This window comes from Maricaulis sp. (assembly GCF_034670125.1).
Classification (GTDB): Bacteria; Pseudomonadota; Alphaproteobacteria; order Caulobacterales; family Maricaulaceae; genus Maricaulis.
Map to the genome: position 1 here is coordinate 57,382 of NZ_JAXMOC010000003.1, position 16,798 is coordinate 74,179.

Annotated in this window: 13 protein-coding genes; 7 read left to right on the forward strand and 6 right to left on the reverse strand. The window is 65.2% G+C overall.

All coding sequences use genetic code 11. The features are described from left to right. Positions 1 to 223 precede the first annotated feature (223 nt). On the reverse strand, positions 224 to 1,699 hold the full coding sequence (gene hisS / locus VOI18_RS06430) for a histidine--tRNA ligase (RefSeq protein WP_323761571.1): 1,476 nt from the start codon (positions 1,697 to 1,699) through the stop codon (positions 224 to 226). A gap of 181 nt (positions 1,700 to 1,880) precedes the next feature. On the opposite strand from hisS, the gene VOI18_RS06435 reads away from it, so the two are divergent. Further along, a complete protein-coding gene (locus VOI18_RS06435) occupies positions 1,881 to 2,357 on the forward strand; it encodes a hypothetical protein (protein ID WP_323761572.1) in 477 nt (158 codons plus the stop codon). Positions 2,358 to 2,367: 10 nt separating this feature from the next. On the opposite strand, the gene VOI18_RS06440 is transcribed toward VOI18_RS06435, so the two are convergent. From VOI18_RS06440 to VOI18_RS06450, 3 genes are all read right to left on the reverse strand, one after another. After that, positions 2,368 to 4,482 carry a protein-disulfide reductase DsbD family protein gene (locus VOI18_RS06440; RefSeq protein WP_323761573.1) on the reverse strand — a complete coding sequence of 705 codons (2,115 nt, stop codon included), beginning with the start codon at positions 4,480 to 4,482 and terminating at the stop codon, positions 2,368 to 2,370. A 157-nt stretch (positions 4,483 to 4,639) separates the two neighbouring features. Continuing rightward, positions 4,640 to 5,425, reverse strand: a complete 786-nt coding sequence (locus VOI18_RS06445) for a SapC family protein (protein ID WP_323761574.1) — start codon at positions 5,423 to 5,425, stop codon at positions 4,640 to 4,642. A 257-nt stretch (positions 5,426 to 5,682) separates the two neighbouring features. After that, positions 5,683 to 7,806 carry a TonB-dependent receptor gene (locus VOI18_RS06450; RefSeq protein ID WP_323761575.1) on the reverse strand — a complete coding sequence of 708 codons (2,124 nt, stop codon included), beginning with the start codon at positions 7,804 to 7,806 and terminating at the stop codon, positions 5,683 to 5,685. 115 nt (positions 7,807 to 7,921) lie between these two features. Here VOI18_RS06450 and VOI18_RS06455 point away from each other — a divergent pair, with 115 nt between their 5' ends. From VOI18_RS06455 to VOI18_RS06475, 5 genes are all read left to right on the forward strand, one after another. Then, a complete protein-coding gene (locus VOI18_RS06455) occupies positions 7,922 to 8,365 on the forward strand; it encodes a transcriptional repressor (RefSeq protein WP_323761576.1) in 444 nt (147 codons plus the stop codon). Between the two features lie 13 nt (positions 8,366 to 8,378). Continuing rightward, entirely contained in the window at positions 8,379 to 9,302 is a 924-nt protein-coding gene (locus VOI18_RS06460; RefSeq protein WP_323761577.1) for a thioesterase family protein, read from the forward strand. 469 nt (positions 9,303 to 9,771) lie between these two features. Beyond that, positions 9,772 to 11,553 carry an ABC transporter ATP-binding protein gene (locus VOI18_RS06465; RefSeq protein WP_323761578.1) on the forward strand — a complete coding sequence of 594 codons (1,782 nt, stop codon included), beginning with the start codon at positions 9,772 to 9,774 and terminating at the stop codon, positions 11,551 to 11,553. 101 nt (positions 11,554 to 11,654) lie between these two features. Further along, entirely contained in the window at positions 11,655 to 12,491 is an 837-nt protein-coding gene (locus VOI18_RS06470) for a thioredoxin family protein (protein ID WP_323761579.1), read from the forward strand. 11 nt (positions 12,492 to 12,502) lie between these two features. Further along, positions 12,503 to 13,324 carry a PhzF family phenazine biosynthesis protein gene (locus tag VOI18_RS06475; RefSeq protein ID WP_323761580.1) on the forward strand — a complete coding sequence of 274 codons (822 nt, stop codon included), beginning with the start codon at positions 12,503 to 12,505 and terminating at the stop codon, positions 13,322 to 13,324. 25 nt (positions 13,325 to 13,349) lie between these two features. Here VOI18_RS06475 and VOI18_RS06480 read toward each other — a convergent pair whose 3' ends face one another. Then, positions 13,350 to 13,841, reverse strand: a complete 492-nt coding sequence (locus VOI18_RS06480) for a hypothetical protein (RefSeq protein ID WP_323761581.1) — start codon at positions 13,839 to 13,841, stop codon at positions 13,350 to 13,352. 211 nt (positions 13,842 to 14,052) lie between these two features. Here VOI18_RS06480 and VOI18_RS06485 point away from each other — a divergent pair, with 211 nt between their 5' ends. Further along, positions 14,053 to 15,387, forward strand: a complete 1,335-nt coding sequence (locus VOI18_RS06485; RefSeq protein ID WP_323761582.1) for a trypsin-like serine peptidase — start codon at positions 14,053 to 14,055, stop codon at positions 15,385 to 15,387. Between the two features lie 99 nt (positions 15,388 to 15,486). Here VOI18_RS06485 and VOI18_RS06490 read toward each other — a convergent pair whose 3' ends face one another. Further along, positions 15,487 to 16,764 carry an alpha/beta hydrolase gene (locus tag VOI18_RS06490; RefSeq protein ID WP_323761583.1) on the reverse strand — a complete coding sequence of 426 codons (1,278 nt, stop codon included), beginning with the start codon at positions 16,762 to 16,764 and terminating at the stop codon, positions 15,487 to 15,489. Between the last annotated feature and the right edge of the window lie 34 nt (positions 16,765 to 16,798).

The following is a 16,798-nucleotide window of genomic DNA, read 5'->3' on the forward strand; positions in this document are numbered from 1 at the left end:
CGGCACCGGACAGATACCTGTCGCCGGACAAAAAAAGGGGCTGGCAAAGGCCAGCCCCGAGATAACGGTTGGTCGATAAAGGGCGTCTCCTCCCCGAAACGCCAAAAGGACAGAGCGGTCAGGCCCGGTCCGATCAGGACGTTGACGTGACCGCCTGGTTACGTCAACCCCCATAATCCTGGCGCTGGGGGATAAGCTGCGCTTCCGCTTCGACTTTTCGTGACTACTTGTTGCGTTGCGCGACAGCCGATACCGCCGCGATCCAGCCATCCCGGGACACGGTCTCCTGGGCCGGCTGCTCCTCGCGCCACTGCTTGTTGTCGCTGATATCAGCGGCCAATCGCGCGCCAAGCTTGAGATCCTTGATCGTGACCAGCCCTTCCTCGCGCTCGTTTGACCCGACAATCACCGCGGCGACCGCTCCCCGGCGGTCCGCATATTTCATCTGTTTGCCCATATTGCCGGACCCGACAAAGGCCTCGGCCCGGAATCCGGCCGCCCGCAGTTCGCGGGCCATAGCGAGATAGTCCGCTGAACGGTCCTTCTCGCTCGCCACCACCAGCACCAACGGTTTCTCATGCACCGCACCGGGCAGCCCCAAGGCCGACAGGGCCGCCGCGAAACGGCTGACCCCGAATGAGAACCCGGTCGCGGGCACAGCCTGACCGGTAAAGCGCGAGACCAGATCGTCATACCGACCACCGCCGCCGACCGAACCGAATTGGATCGGAGACCCGTCCTCATAGGTCGCCTGGGCCAGCAGCTCCGCCTCGAAAACCGGTCCGGTATAATAGCCAAGGCCGCGCACGACAGAGGGATCGAACAGGGCCCGATCAACATCGACGCCGATTGCGGTCAGCACGGCATCGATCTCGGACAGCGCCGCCAGACCGGCCTTGCCGGTCTGCGAGGTCCCGATCAGGGGCTCGAGGCGGGCGATGACGTCACTGCGACTGCCGCCGCCTGCATCGAGAAAGCCCAGCACCGTGTCGATGCCGGCGGTGTCCAGCCCGGCACCTTCCGTGAAGTCACCGGACTCATCCTTGCGACCATTGCCCAGCAACAGGGCGACACCGTCGCGTCCGAGCCGATCCAGCTTGTCGGCAGCGCGCAGGACACGCATGCGGCGTTCCGGGTCGGCGGCGCCAATGGTCTCCAGCACACCGTCCAGGATGCGCCGGTCATTGACCCGGACCACATAATCACCATTTGCCAGGCCCACGGCCCGCATGACATCGGCGGCCAGCGCAATCATCTCGGCGTCGGCCGAGGCGCTCGCCGCACCGACCGTGTCGGCATCGCACTGGACGAACTGGCGGAAGCGGCCCGGACCGGGCTTTTCGTTGCGCCAGACATCGCCCGCCTGGTAGCGGCGATAGGGCTTGTTGAGGTCCTGGAAGTTTTCCGCCACGAAACGGGCCAGCGGAGCTGTGTGATCATAGCGCAGTGACAGCCACTGCCCGTCATCATCTTCCAGCGCAAACACGCCTTCATTGGGACGTTCTTCATCCGGCAGGAACTTGCCGAGCGCATCGGCGTATTCAAAAGCCGAGGTCTGCAGGGGCTCGAAACCCCAATCATCATAGACCCGGCTGGCGGTTTCCACGAGATGGCGCTCGACCCGAAGGACAGACCCGCTGCGGTCTTCAAAACCACGCGGACGGCGAGCCTTGGGTCGGAAGGGTTTCTTGGCGCTCATCACAGTCTCCGTGTTTTGGACCCTCGCGCTGTGGCGCGACGGTCCGGATCAGGCGGTGTTTTCAACCAGCACGCAGGCCCTGTGAACCCGCGCACGCATACCGACAGGGGAGATGCCGGTCGATTCACCGGAAATCAAGGCGTTAGTGCTAGAAGCATCGGCACCGCCTTGGGAGTTACCGATGAAATCCGTCCTGTTTGCCGTCCTCGCCGCTTCAACGCTTGCCTCCTCACCTGCCCAAGCCGGTCCCGGAAGCGAGTTCGCGGCCTTCGCCGAGGCGATCGGAGAAACGGCCCGGGCCCGCGCACGCGAAGCGGCCCAGCGCCCGGCGGCGCCGGCGCGACCGCTCGACATCGAAGACCCGCTATCCTTCGAACTGGAACAGTTTTCGCTGGAAGCCCTGCTGATGAGCCGACGCATCGATGAGGCCGGTGGCCCGCTGGACCTGCGCTGCATCTTCCGCGGCATGTCCGCCGATGCCAGCGCCCGCCTCGACGCGCTCAATGCCGCCGAGACAGCCGCCGAACAGGCCCATATCTATACCGATCTCGCAGACCTGATGGCCGATGCCAGCGAAATCGCCCCGGCAGTCGACAGCGATGCTGACCTCGACAATATCAACCTGCCCGCCAGCTGTCCGGCTGTTTCAGGCGGTTGAGCCGACGGTCCTAATTGTCAGCCGCCCACTCCAGCTGGTCGATAAAGCCGCCAGTGGTGAGCACAGTCGGCAGGACACGCGGAGCGCCCCCCGATGCGGGATAGAGCAGGTAGAGTGGCACCCCGGCCTGACCATGCTCGCTGATCAGGGCGGCGATGGTTTCGTCGCGATTGGTCCAGTCGGCCCGCAGGCTGGCGACACCAAAGCGCTCAAACGCCGCCTCGACCGGCTCGCTGTTCAGCACGGTCAGCTTGTTGATCTGACAGGTCACGCACCAGGCTGCCGTGACGTCAACGAATACAGCCTGTCCCATGCCCTGCAGTTCGGAAACGCGGGCCCGTGACCAGGCCTCTTCGCGCGCTGACAGGCTCTGGGTGCTTGTGGTGGCCGGCAGGCGGGCGATCATCACCACGCTGGCAATCCCGAGCACCACGCCGACAACGGCCACCATGCTCCAGGCGCGCCCACCCAGGCCATGCGCCCAAACCGCAAAGGACAGCGCCAGCATAGCGGCACCCAGCAGCAACAGGCCGGTCGGACCGGACTGGATCGACAGCACCCAGGCCAGCCAGACAACCGATGCGAACATCGGGAAGGCGAGGAACTGGCGGAATGTCACCATCCACGCGCCCGGCTTGGGCAGATAACGCAGCAGTCCCGGCGAAAGCGACAGCACCACGAAGGGTGCAGCCAGGCCCAGCCCCATGGCCGCGGCGACCAACAGCACGACCGGCGCCGGCTGGGTCAGGGCCAGCCCCAGCGCCCCGGCCGCCAGCGGACCAACACATGGCGCGGCGACCACAACGGCGAGCACGCCGGTAAAGAAAGCGCCCTTCCAGCCGGGTTTGTCAGCCAGCCCGGCGCCGAGCCCCATCAGCCGGGTTCCGACCTCAAATGCACCGAGCAGGTTCAGGCCGATGGCAAACAGCAGCAAGGCAAGGCTGGCGACCACAATCGGCATCTGCAGCTGGAATCCCCAGCCGACCGGCAGGCCGACCTCGCGCAGGATCACCAGCATGCCGGCCAAGCCGACAAAGCTGATCAAAACGCCGGCCAGGAAGAAAGCGCCCTGGCGCCGCACGGCCCCGGCATCGGCATGGGCCGCCTGGACAAATTTGAGCACCTTGATCGACAGGACCGGGAACACGCACGGCATCAGATTGAGGATCAGCCCGCCACCAAAGGCCAGCAGGACCAATCCGAAAATACCGCCCGACATGGATTGCGGGGAAGGTGCGCCGGCCACGGGCGCCAGGTCATAGCCGCCCGCTCCGGGCTGTGCCTCGATCGCCACCGACTGCAGTCCGGTCCCGTTCGCTCCCTGCCAGGTGACAACACCGCCCTGGACCTCGTTTCCAGCGCTGGCCGATGCATAGCCGGGCTCCAGCAGGACCAATGTGGTGCCGGCACCCGCCTCGACGGTCTGCAAACCGGCATTGCGGATCACGCCGGTCTTGTAGGGAAAGAAGCGCAAATCCGAAATCGTCGCCGGGTCGCCGAAGGCCCCGCCGGACAGCTCAAGGATCACCCGCCCGCCCTCGATGGCGAACTGGGCGGTGACCGCCGGATCGGTCTGTGGCTCGCTTTCAAGCGCGCCGCGAATATACCAGTATCCGGCGTCGTCCTGTTCTGCCTGCGCGCCGACCGGCAGGGTCAGCGACAATTCGCGGTCCTCAGGCACACAGATGGTGTCACAGACCAGCCAGGTGGCGTCGGCGCGCAACTCGATCGTCTCACCGGCAAACCCGTCGGCGACGGTGACCGGCATCGGCAGGACGAGCTCATCCTTGTAGCCGTAATCCATGATCGTGTCGGTGAGTGGCAGCGTGATCGGGGCGGGCCACACAATATCTCCGACCTCGACACCATCCGGCAGGTCCCAGTCGATCTCGACGGGCAGACCGTTATCGCCCGGATTGCGCCAATAGGTGTGCCATCCCTCCGGCATGATCTGGTGGAGACCGATATGGAAACTGTCGCCGGGAGCGACTACCGCGCGCTCGGACACGAGATCGGCCTCGATGATGGTCTCACCGCTCGCCCACGGGGACTGGGCAAGCGCAGGGGCGTGGAAGGCCAGGCCGGTCAGGGCGATCAGGGCAAGCAGCCCGGTCAGAACACGCATTCATCCACCTCGTTGAAATCCGCCAGGCTCGGCCTGTCCGGGGAGGATATAGTCGCTTTTCCGCTCGGGGCGAACCTCACTCCCACAACCGTGATCACAAATGAAAACGGCCGCACCAATCTGGCACGGCCGTTCGCAAATCGGGTCAGTGTAAGGATCAGGCCTTGGACGGCATCTTGGCAGTCGCCACATTCGACGTCCGGCGCAGGACACGCTCCCAACGCTGCAGCGAAATGATGTGCGAGATGATCGCACCAAGATCGCCATTGCCCTGCATTTCCTTCAGCTTGTCAGCCGGAAGGGCGTCAAACTTTTCGGCAGACACACCCCAGTATTCCGCCACGGTGACCGGGTTTTCCGGATCCTGCGGATTGGCAACCTTCACGTCTTTCTGCTCGAGCAGGTCCAACGCGATCAGACGCTCGACAAACGCTTCCGTCTGACGCGCGTCGTTTTCAAAGGCCGACACGAAGTCGATGGCCTGGCGGGTGTATTCGGTCGGCTCGCCCTTGTCGTCGAAGAAGGGACGCTCGGCGTTTTCGGTGACGACAAACTCGGCGTCCAGGTCCACACAGACCGTGGACGGCTGATCGTTCGGATTGGCCGCGCTGACGAACGGGTAGCGACGGACATAGGCCGGAATGTAGTGCTCGGTGTCGAACTGGCCGTCTTCAGAGACAAAGACGTTCGAACCCTGACGCAGGCCCATCACCAGGATCGGCATTTTCTTTTCGCCGAGGAAGATGATCGGATAGCTGCCACAGGCGAACGAAAATTCGGCACTGATGGCTGGCACGAAATGCCAATCTTTCAGGAAGTTGAACGGCGCGGAGACCGTATTGACCCCATAATTGGCATGCTTTTGACGGTTGAGCGGCTCCACATTCTTGTAGAGCGGAACACTTCCGGTAAGGCGCGGCTCGGTGGCGGCAGCGTCGACCATGATAAAAACCCCTTCAGTTCTTTGCGCACTGGATAGCGGATATGACCTGCCCCGGCAACGGATCGGCGCAGACCTGCATCACAGGCATGAAGCAAGAAAAATGCCGGTCCGCGAAACGGCCCGGCATTGACCTGATTCAAGCCGAAAAATGTCAGAAGCGACAGACTGATCCAGCGCCGGGAACCGGCGGGCCGAGCGACACATCAGCGGCACTCGCGCCCTTGACCGCGAGGGCCGGACTGTCCCCGGTGGTCAGATCAGAAGTCGAGCACGGCTGCGGCCCGGAAATTCCGCCCTGGCAGCGGCACCTGCTCCTTCAGGAAGGACGTGTGCAGCCGGGCCTCGGCGTCGGTCAGGTTTCGCGCTTCCAGGATGATCCGCAAGTCGCGTCCGGCGACCGGTTCAAAGGACCAGCGGGCATTGACCAGCACATAGGACCGGGACTTGAACTCGAACGGCGCGGTCCTGTCCTGCACGTCGGCCCATTCCGCTTCCAGGTGCAGGTTGTGGCCGACCCGCGAGGCCGAGATGCCCGCCGTGACCGACAGCGGAGGCAGGCGCGGCAGGTTGCCACCGGCATCCAGGCTGGCCTCGACATACTCCCCGGTCAGCTCGCCATCGAAGTCCCACCCGCCGGCTCGGCCAAGCGGCCCTTCCAGGCGCCCTTCGAAACCGGACAGGACGACATCATCCTGACTGTAGGCAAAGACCGGAAACCCGTCCTCCTCGGCGCCCGTCGCATAGGCGGCGATGAAGCCATCATAGTCGGCGCGGAAAATCGAGGCTTCCAGCGACCAGTCCGAAAAGCGGGTCCGGGCGGTCAGCTCGGCCGACACAGCCCGTTCGACATCAAGGCCCGGATCGCCCATCTCGAACGTGCTGCTGGCAACATGCGGTCCATCAGCGAACAGCTCGACATCGGTTGGCGCGCGTTCGCTGGAGGACAGGGTTACCGCAAGGAAGGTGTCGCGAACCGGGCGGAAGAAGACAGACCCGGACAGGCTGGAGGTTTCGAACGTGCGACTGTCGGTCGCCGTATCCAGCTCACGGCGTTCGAACCGCAGGCCGCCTTCCAGCCCCCAGCTCTGTGCGTCCCAGCGCTCGACAAAGAAGACGCCCCAATCGGCGGTTTGCGAAGGCGGGACGTAGGCCTCCTCGCCAATGGCCGCGAAATCACGGTTGAAGGCCTGGACGCCGGCGGCGCCTTCCCAGATCCCGCCCCACAGGTCGATCGGGACGTGGCGGGCTTCGAGGCGGCCTTCCCAACCATCATTGGTGAACAAGGTCCCGATCTCATCGCCTTCCAGCTCGACATGCTCATAGCTGCCCGTGCCGAAGGAGAACTTCACCCGTTCGAGATGGGCACCGAGATCGCGCCACTCGCCGCGAAGGTCGAAGCGCGTCTGTTCCAGGTCGATCCGGACGCTCTCACCATGCCCGTGCCCGTCCTCATCGCCATGATCGTCATCATGATCATCATCATGATCATCATCGTGCTCTTCTTCACCGTGGGCATGACCGCCCGGAATGCCGTAAAGCGCATTGGACTGTTTGAGCGCGACCCCGATGAAGCCATTCTCGCCGACCCAGGAAATGCCGGCCGAGGCTGAATTGAAATCAAGGCCCGAGTTTTCGACACGTCCACGGGGATGCTCGTCTTCGTGCTCATCATCATGGTCGTCGTCGTGTTCTTCCTCGGCCTCCTCAAACAATCGGAATGTTTCCGACTCGGCATAACCGGGAATGTCATAGGGCTGCGCCGTCCGCATCAGGCCTTCCAGGTTGATGACAAACTGCCTGGCGTTGAAACGGACACGACCGGCCGCGGTTTCGCCTTCATCGACCGAGGTCACCGACCCGTAAAAGCGCCCGTCCAGACCGTCTTCAGCCCGCTCTTCGGGAATGCGGCCGTCTATCACGTTGACCACACCACCGATGGCGCCGCCGCCATAGGCGATGGCCGCCGGCCCGCGCAGGATTTCGACCTGCTGCGCTTCAAGCGCTTCGGAGGCGACCGCGTGGTCCGGAGAGTTCGTCGAGGCGTCGATCAGGCCGACGCCATTGACCAGCACGCGGACCCGGTCGGCACCCAGGCCACGAATGACGGGGCGGCTGGCGGCGGGGCCGAAATAGGTCGTCGACACACCCGGTTCGTGGGCAATGGTATCCGCCAGCGACCCGGCCAGATTGTCTTCGAGGTGGCGACGGTCCACGACCTCGACTGCCCCGGCAACTTCATCCGCCGAGACACCCAGGGGAGCAGAGGTGACAACGATCACATCCTCGCCCGCAGTGTTTTCCTGGGCCAGAACCGGGCTGGCGAGACCAGCGCCGGCGAGGAGGGCAACAAGGGCGGTGGAGTGTTCAAGACGCGGCAACATGGCTTCCCCGATACGTAATAACAGTGCAACTGAAATGCGTGATATTATAACATTCATGTCTTCGCAATGCCGAAGCGCTGGGAAATGCGGCGAAGCGTGATTAAATATCGGCAAGATGACCGCTGATTCCCTCACCAAGGCGCTCGACGCCGCTGAAGCCCATTGCGTGGAACGGGGCGAGAAGCTCACGCCTGTCCGCAAGCGGGTGCTTGAACTCGTCCTTGAAGCGGATGGTCCGGTGAAAGCCTACGACCTGCTGGAAGCCCTCAAACCGGGACCGGGCTCGGCCAAGCCGCCGACGGTTTACCGCGCACTGGATTTCCTGATGACCGCAGGCCTGGTGCACAAGGTCGAGGCCCTCAATGCCTTTGTCGGCTGCAGCCACGCTCATGACCAGGACGGTCATGGCGGCGGTGCCGAGCTGTTCATCTGCTCGCAATGCGGCGCGGTCGAGGAACGCCATGGCGGCCCGGTGCCGACCAACGCACCGGCCGGTTTCACGATCCTGCGCTCGGTGGTCGAGCATTTCGGCCACTGCGCCGCCTGCCAGCCCGCCTGAGGACATCACCACCATGATCGAGCTCTGGCGCGGCTGCGTGAATGCCTGGGAATGCGACGAGCTGGGCCATCTCAATGTCCGCTTCTATCTCGCTCGCGCCAGCGAAGCGCTGGCCAACCTGGCCGAGGCGGCCGGTCTCAACCCGATCCAGCGGGCCGACGCCCTGGCCACGATCGCCCCGCAATCCCTGCACATCCGCTTCCTCGCCGAAGCCCGGCCCGGCGCGCCGCTCTATATCGAAGGCGGCTTCACCGCCATCGAGGCTGCAACCGCCGACATCCTTCTTGTGATGCGTCATTCCGGCACCGGCCAGCCGGCCGCCAGCTTCCGGATCCGGGTCGGCCATGCCGCACCGGACACGCTGGAGGCCTTTGCCTGGCCAAACCGCTTCGCCGACGCGGCCAGGGCACTCACGGTCGAGACGCCGGATTTCGCCGCCCCGCGCGGCCTCACCGACCGTCCCGGCAACCGCCCCGCCTCGATGAGCGCCGCCGACGCCCTCGACCTGACCACGATCGGTCGCGGTCGCCTTGGGCAACACGAGATCGACGCCTTTGGCTGGATGCGGGCCGAATTCCTGCTCGGCCGCGTTTCCGACAGCGTCACGAATTTCGCGTCCGCCTTCCCCGAAGAGTGGGACATGCATGCCGGCGAACCCACCGCCAATATCGGATCGGCCCTGCTGGAATGCGTCATCCATGTCCATCGCTGGCCGCGCGCCGGCGACGGCTATGCGATCCGCTCCGGCCTCAAATCCGCCGGCTCCAAGGTCCGCAACATCGTCCACTGGGTGCTGGAGCCAGCCACCGGCAAACCCTGGTGGACCATGGAAGGCGTCGCCGCCCCGATGGATCTGGATCAGCGCAAGCTGGCGGTGATCGACGCAGAGACGCAGGCGAAGGTGGAAGCGGCGGTCGTGGCGGGGATTGAGGCTTAGGTGGCAATCAGGTCCTCGCCCTTGATGGGCGAGGTGGATCGCCCGTGAGGGCGAGACGGAGTGGGTGACGGGCGGTTGATGCCGGAACGCTGGCGCGTTTCACCCGATCCGACCCGGCGCTGTGCGCCGGCCCACCTTCCCCATCAAGGGGAAGGACCTGGCCCCTCCCCTGTGCCCCGCTTGCCACACATCTCGCCTCAAACGCGAAACTGCCCCGCCCATGCCTTGCCCTCCCCGCCGCGGCGGGCTACCCAGCGCGACCCGGATCAATCGGCACAAGAGAGCAGATCCATGCGAACCATCATCTAGGCAAAACAGGTCGCCGGCGCGCGTCCTGACCCTGAAACCGCTTCGACCGCAACCCGGTCGCCGCCTTCGGGACTCCGCTGCGTCACTTGCCTGTCTTCCAGATGATGATTGCCATGAGGACGGACCCCGCAGCCTTGCTGCCCCCGGGTCCGCTGCTGAGATGTCCGACTTTCAAGACCAAGACGAAACGCCCCGCGCCCGTAACCTGTCCAACCTGCAGGTATTGGCCTACCTGACGCGCCAATGGCGCCGCCGGCCGATCCTGCTGAGCGGCATGATCGTGTTCATGGTGCTGGCGACCATCGCCGAACTGATGATCCCGCTCGCCGCCGGACGCCTGATCGATGCCCTCGCCGCCGGTCCCGACGGCGGTGCGCCCTGGCCGGCCTTTGCCACCTATCTGGGCGCGGCGCTGGTTTACTACGCCCTGCGCCAGGCCGCCTCGCGCTGCGAGGTGCCGTTCTCCTCGGCCAACATGGCGGATCTGACCACCCATGCCTTTGCGCGGGTGCAACGGTTTTCGCTGGACTGGCACGCCAACACCTTTGCCGGGTCGGTGGTGCGCAAGATCACGCGCGGCATGTGGGCCTATGACACTGTCACGGTGAATATCTTCATGGGCATTGCGCCCTCGGTCGGTGTGATGCTGGGCATTGCCGGGATGATGGCGCTTCGCTGGCCGCTGGTCGGCGGCGTGGTGTTTGCGGTGATGGCCGCCTTTGTCACCTCCTCGCTGCTGCTGAGCCGCTACTATATCCGCCCCCAGAATATCCGCTCGAACGCGCTCGACAGCGAGATCGGCGGAGCGTTGGCGGATTCGATCGGCGGCGTGGCGACGGTGAAGAGCTTTGGTGCCGAGGCCCGCGAGGACGAACGCTTTCATGACCTGGCCTGGCGCTGGCGTACCGAGACCAAGAAGACCTGGCTTCGCTTCGTCAATTCCTGGTTGGTCAACATCGTCACCGACCTGACCATGCAGGCGGCGCTGGTCGGCCTGCTGGTCTGGCAATGGTCGCGCGGTGCGGCTTCGGCCGGTGATGTGGTGGCGGCGCTGACCGCCTACATGATCGTGTCCGGCTATATGCGGCGCTTTGGTGAACAGGTGCAGCAGGTCCAGCGCGGCATGGACGAGATCCAGGACCTGGCGATCTTTGACTTGCAGGAGAGCGATGTCGGTGATCAGGCCGAGGCGCCCGACTTCCGGCGTGACCGGGGGGCGATCCATTTCGACGAGGTGGGCTTCACCTATGCCGGTCAGACGCGGCCGCTCTATTCCGACTTCTCGCTGGAGATTGATCCGGGCGAGACGGTGGCTTTGGTCGGGCCGACCGGCTCGGGCAAGTCGACCTTCGTCAAGCTGGTGCAGCGCCTCTATGACGTGAATGAAGGCGCGGTGCGGATTGACGGCCAGGATGTGCGCGGCGTGACGCAGGACAGCCTGCGCCGCAATGTGGCGCTGGTGCCGCAGGATCCGGCCCTGTTCCACCGCACGATCGCCGAGAACATCGCCTATGGCGCTCCCGATGCCACCGCCGACGATATCGTCGCGGCGGCGAAGGCGGCCCATGCCGATGCCTTCATCCAGCGCCTGCCCAAAGGCTATGACACGCTGGTCGGCGAGCGCGGGGTGAAACTGTCGGGTGGCGAACGCCAGCGGGTCGCCATCGCCCGGGCCATCCTCACCGATGCGCCCATCCTCATTCTCGACGAGGCGACCTCCAGCCTCGACAACGAGACCGAGCGCGATGTGCAGCTGGCAATGGATGCGGTGATGCAGGGTCGGACAACCATCCTCATCGCCCACCGCCTGTCGACCATCCGCAATGCCGACCGCATCCTGGTCTTCGAACAGGGCCGGATTGTCGAACAGGGCACGCATGAGGAGCTGGCGGCCAATGATGCCGGCCTCTATGCGCGGCTGGCAGCGCTGGCGGCAGGTTAGGATCACGATCGCGACAGTGACAGGCGGGCGCAGCGCGTCCGCCTGTTCGTGCGGGCCTGATCATGCTTGAGTGGCGGGCTTGTAAATCGAGGTTCTGTCCCATGCGTCTTGCCGCCCTCATCGGATGCTTCTTCCTGCTGGTCATCGCCCCGGTCCGGGCCGATGACGACCATCCCCAGCCCTTTGACGGGAATTACGACGCCATGGCGATCGTCGATGCGGCGATGGCGCAGGCCTTGGCCGAGGACAAGCGGCTCCTTCTGGTGCTCGGCGCAAACTGGTGCCATGACAGTCGCGGCCTGGCGCATCATTTCGAGGATGCCGACCTGGCGGAGACGCTGGATGCCCATTACGTCACCCGCTTCATCGATGTCGGCTGGCGTGACCAGAACCATGCTGTCATGCGCCGCTTCGGCGTTGCCGCTATCTATGCGACGCCCACCGTCTTCGTGATCGATCCCAGCGACGAAACCCTGCTCAACCGGGAGGAACGCAATTTCTGGGGCTCGGCCTATTCGACCCCGATCGAGACCGCCCAGGCCTGGTTCGTCCGGTGGGCCGACGCGCGACCGGCGACCGGTGGTCTGGTCGAGAGCTCACTGGTCTATCAGGCAATGATGATCGAGATCGACATATTCGAGGAAGAAGAAGGCTCCCGCCTGTCCGCCGCTTATCGCGATATCGGTCGCTGGCGCCAGGCCGACGAGGCCGACCGACCGGACAATCTGGCCGCCCTGGAACGCGAGGTCGACAATTGGCGCCGCACCCTGCCGCGAACCGTGTCGCAACTGCGCGACGAAGCGCGGGCCATGGTGATCGGCGCCCTCAATGAACGCGCTGACGGCGAGCCCTTCACGGTGGAGACCGTCGCCGCGCTGGATGCCGATGACCCGGATCTGGCCCTGCGGTTCCGCCCACACGACAGCGACACCTGGTAGGAGCCGGACGCATGGCCTTCAGTTTGCGTTACTTCGAAATCCACAGCTTTGCTGTTCCCGGTCAGCCGCATTCCGGCAATCCGGCCGGTGTGGTCTTGATGGATGATTTCCTGTCGGACAGCGAACTCCTGGGCATCGCCAATTCAAACAATCTGTCGGAGACCGCCTTCATCGTCCCGCGGGCTGAGGATTGCTGGCACCTGCGCTGGTTCACGCCGGCCGTCGAGGTCGACCTGTGCGGGCACGCCACATTCGCAGCCGGCGCCGTGGTGCTGGAGGAAGGCCTCGTGACGGGCCGGACCGCGGCTTTCGACACCCGCTCGGGACGGCTGGCCGTGAGCCGAGACAGCAAGGGCGATGGCTATGCCATGGACCTGCCGATGATCGCCTTCGAACCGACCGCGAAATCCGCCGCCATCGAAGCCGCGCTGGGTCTGGACACCGCACCGCAAGCGGTGTTTGACGTCACCCGTATTCACGGGGCCCGATATCAGATGTGGGTGATGGCCGACGAGGCCGCCGTGCGCCTGGCCGAACCGGATCATGGCAGTCTGCGCGCCCTGGAAACCAACATCATCCTGACCGCGCCGGGCGAGACGACTGATTTCGTGTCGCGCTTCTTCGCGCCGACCTCAGGCGTCGACGAGGACCCGGTCACCGGGTCGGCGCATTGCACGCTGGCGCCCTATTGGGGCGAGCGGCTCGACAAGGTGCGCTTGTCGGCCCGCCAGATCGGCCCGCGCCCGGGCGCTCTGGACGTCGCCCCGAAAAGCGGGCGCGTGACCCTTTACGGCCACGCGCCCCGTTATCTGGAAGGCCGGATCTCGGTGTAAACCGGATCAGGCGGGCCGCCGTTGATCACCAACCGCGATAGGGACGTTCCATCCGGGCTCGGTCGCGCGGGTGCGGGGCCGGCGGATACCGATCAAGACCGCCCCGATCCGGTCCGAAACGACGGCCGTGAAAGGCGCGCGGATAGTGGATTTCCACATCGATCCAGCGCGTCCGGCCTCGATAGTCCTGCACATAATAATCCCCATTGCCGGCCAGATAGACCAGGCCCGGGCTGCGCGGCTGAGCAGCAATTCTCATATAGCGTCGATCACGCTCCCAGGGATCCGGCTCGTAAGACCAGGCCCGGACCGGGCAATCAATGACGCTACGGTCGCGCCAGTCTTCCTGCCGGTCAAACCGTCCGGACGTATGGCGGGCATCGATGCGGTCCTCTCGCAGGTCGGGGCAGGCACCGGCATTGAGGTGCCAGGTTCCGGCGCTGGCGGCACCGGTCGCGAGAACCGAGCCGGCGAGGGCCAGCAAGGCGATGGGAAGGCGGGTTTTGAGGGTCTTCATGACATGTCTCCTGTAACGTCCGGCCGGGGGCGCCGGTGGGGTGATGACGCCAGCAAGCCACACCGCGCCTGAGCGGCGCTTGAAGAGAGCGTTCAGCTTCCAGTCATCGCCATGAACGTCAGATGGCAGACGGGGGCGCTTCGGGGGAAGCGCTTGGATTTGCCGCAGAACTGACAGATAAGCGGACACTTGCAGGGGACGGGAGCTCATCATGCGCCACTATATCCGGATCGCCATCCTGGCACTTTTCACTTCAGGTCTGGGCCTGTCGGCGCCGCTGGCGGCCCAGGACGCACCCGCCCTCGCCGGCGCACCGCCCGCCGAAGCGGCCGCCGAACCCGCTGTCGAACGCCTGACCAGCCGCGAGCTCGGCAACTGGCTGCACCAGGCCGGCGTGAAACCGCCGAAACCGGGCACCGGAACCGCCCCGTCGACGCGCTATACCGGCAATGACACCTGCCAATGGGCCAATGATGGCGAGTGCGACGATCCCGGCATCGGGACAGGCGCCTGCCAGGTCGGTACCGACTATTCCGATTGCTGGCGGCTGGTTGAGGGCGTCGAGGACAATACCTGCCGCTGGGCCAATGATGGCGAATGCGACGAGCCGGGCTTCGGTACCGGGGCCTGCACGCAAGGCACCGACCTGGCCGATTGCGGTGCCATCATAGAGCTGCGCTTCCGCAATGACAGTTGCGAGACCGCCTTTGACGGCGTGTGCAGCGAGCCGGGTATCGGCGATGGCCGCTGCGCCGAACGGTCCGACCGCGCCGACTGTATCGGTCGCGAGCGTCCGCTGACCATCAATGACCATTATTTCGGCCATGATGACCGCGTCTTCCACGACACCTCGGTCTTCCCCTGGACGGTGGTCGGCCAGGTTGATTTCGACAGCGGCGGCGCCTGCACGGCAACCCTGATCGGTCCCGACATTCTTGTCACCGCCTCGCATTGCATCAATGGCGATGGCCGCACCGACTCGCGTGGCGTGTTCCAGACCGCCTTCGACCGCCCGGGCGGTCCGTTGTCAGCCCGGGTGATCGACCATTTCATCGATCCGGACTGGGACGACCAGCGCTTCTCGTCCGGCGATGATATCGACGGCACGGACTGGGCCCTGCTGCGCATTGACCAGCCGCTGGGTGACACGCTCGGCCATGTCGGCGTGCGCGGCCTGGTGGACACCGCCGGACGGCGCGGCGCCATGCAGGCCGATCTCTACCAGGGTGGCTATAGCTGGGATACCGGTGCCCATCTGTCCGGCAATATCGGTTGTCACATGGTCGAAATCGCCAATGACAACACCATGGCCCACGACTGTGACACCACCCGCGGCGACAGTGGCTCGCCCTTCATGGTGCGCGAGGGCAATGAGTATTTCGTGGTCGCGACCGACAGCAATTTCCGCCCCAATCCGCGCGGGCCGATGATCTATATCGCCGCCCGCTCGGAACGCTGGATCCCCTACTTGGAAGACTTCGCCGCCGGTCGCCTGACAAACGCCACACAGCGCCCGGCCAGCGGTGGGGTGAAGCCACCGAAATAAAGTGAGGTGCGCAAAAGGGGACAGGTATAATTAACGTGTGCAATCGGTAACACCTGTGGGCACATCCCAGCCACGTTAATTATACCTGTCCCCTTTTGCTCACGGCCCGCCCAACAACGCCTCCAGCCCGACCGCAAGGGCGCTGCGCCAGCCCGCGATGTCGTGACCGCCGGGATAGACGGCCAGCTCGACCGGATATCCGTATTCGGTCAGCGCCTGCGCCATCGACCGGTTCGTCTCCAGCATGACATGGTCCTGATTGGTGCGGGTGCGCACGGTCTCCAGGCGTCCGGCCGCCAGATGAAAGCGTGGCGCGTCGTCCGGGGCGGCGGGCAGCTGACGGCTCGCCCATTCGGGCGCCTCGCCGTCGGGTGCCCAGTAGAACGAGCCCGACAGCGAGATCACCCCGCCAATCCGGTCCGGGCGGGCCAACGCCGTGAGACTGGCCGACAGGCCGCGACGCGAAGCACCGGCCAGCAGGGTCGTTTCGCGGCGCGGTGTCAGACCGGCTTCGGCTTGCAGTGCGGGCAGCAATTCGTCAGCGATGAACGCAGCCTGATCGCGATAGGCGTGATCGGCACTGGCGGGGTCGAGCTGGTCGATCAGCACCAGATGGGTCGGGGGGATATCGCCGCGGGTCGCGAGCCGGGCCAGCATGTCACTCGCCCTCGCGCGCTCACCCCACAAAAAGGCGTCATAGAGGATCAGCAGCGGCGCATCGTCCGGCGCGCCGGGCGCGCGAAACAGATCCAGCCGGACCGGCCGCCCCAGCGCCGCACTGTCGACGGTCAGACGCTGCGCCGGGATGGTTTCGTCAAAGGCCAGCGGGCGATGAATGTCAGCGCGCGGGGCGCGGTCGAGACGCAGCAGCGACTCGCCGTCCTGTCCGCCCATGCGAGCCGGATTGGCCGGGTCGGACCAGCGCTCGACCCGGCCGTCGCGCTCGACCAGGAAGGAGTAGACGGCTTCCACATCGCGCGGCACCGAGAGCGTCAGGGTCCAGATATCGGCTCCGTCCATGCGGGTCATGGGCAGGGTGAAATCGGCGACATAGTCGGTCACCGGCTGGCGGGCCCTTGGCGCATTGATCACACTGTCGAAACGTACGGATGTGGTCTGCGCATCACCGCGCCAGGCGAAGGTCACCAGCGCGTGGCCAGGCTTGTCGGGGTCGATGGACCGCAATGGCAGGCGCGGCTGCGACAGGGTGCGCCAGGCTTCGTCGCGGGCATGCGGGCGCTCGGCCAGCATGGCCTCCAGCGCCGCGACAGCCGGGATCGCCAAACGGTCGTCATCGCCGTCCGTCGACTGTGCCGACGCGGCCGCCGTGGCTGCCAGAAGCGCGATCCCCGCCAGCACCTGTGCCCGCGGACCCACCGCAACACGCCTGCCCTGTCCCCTTTGCCCGATC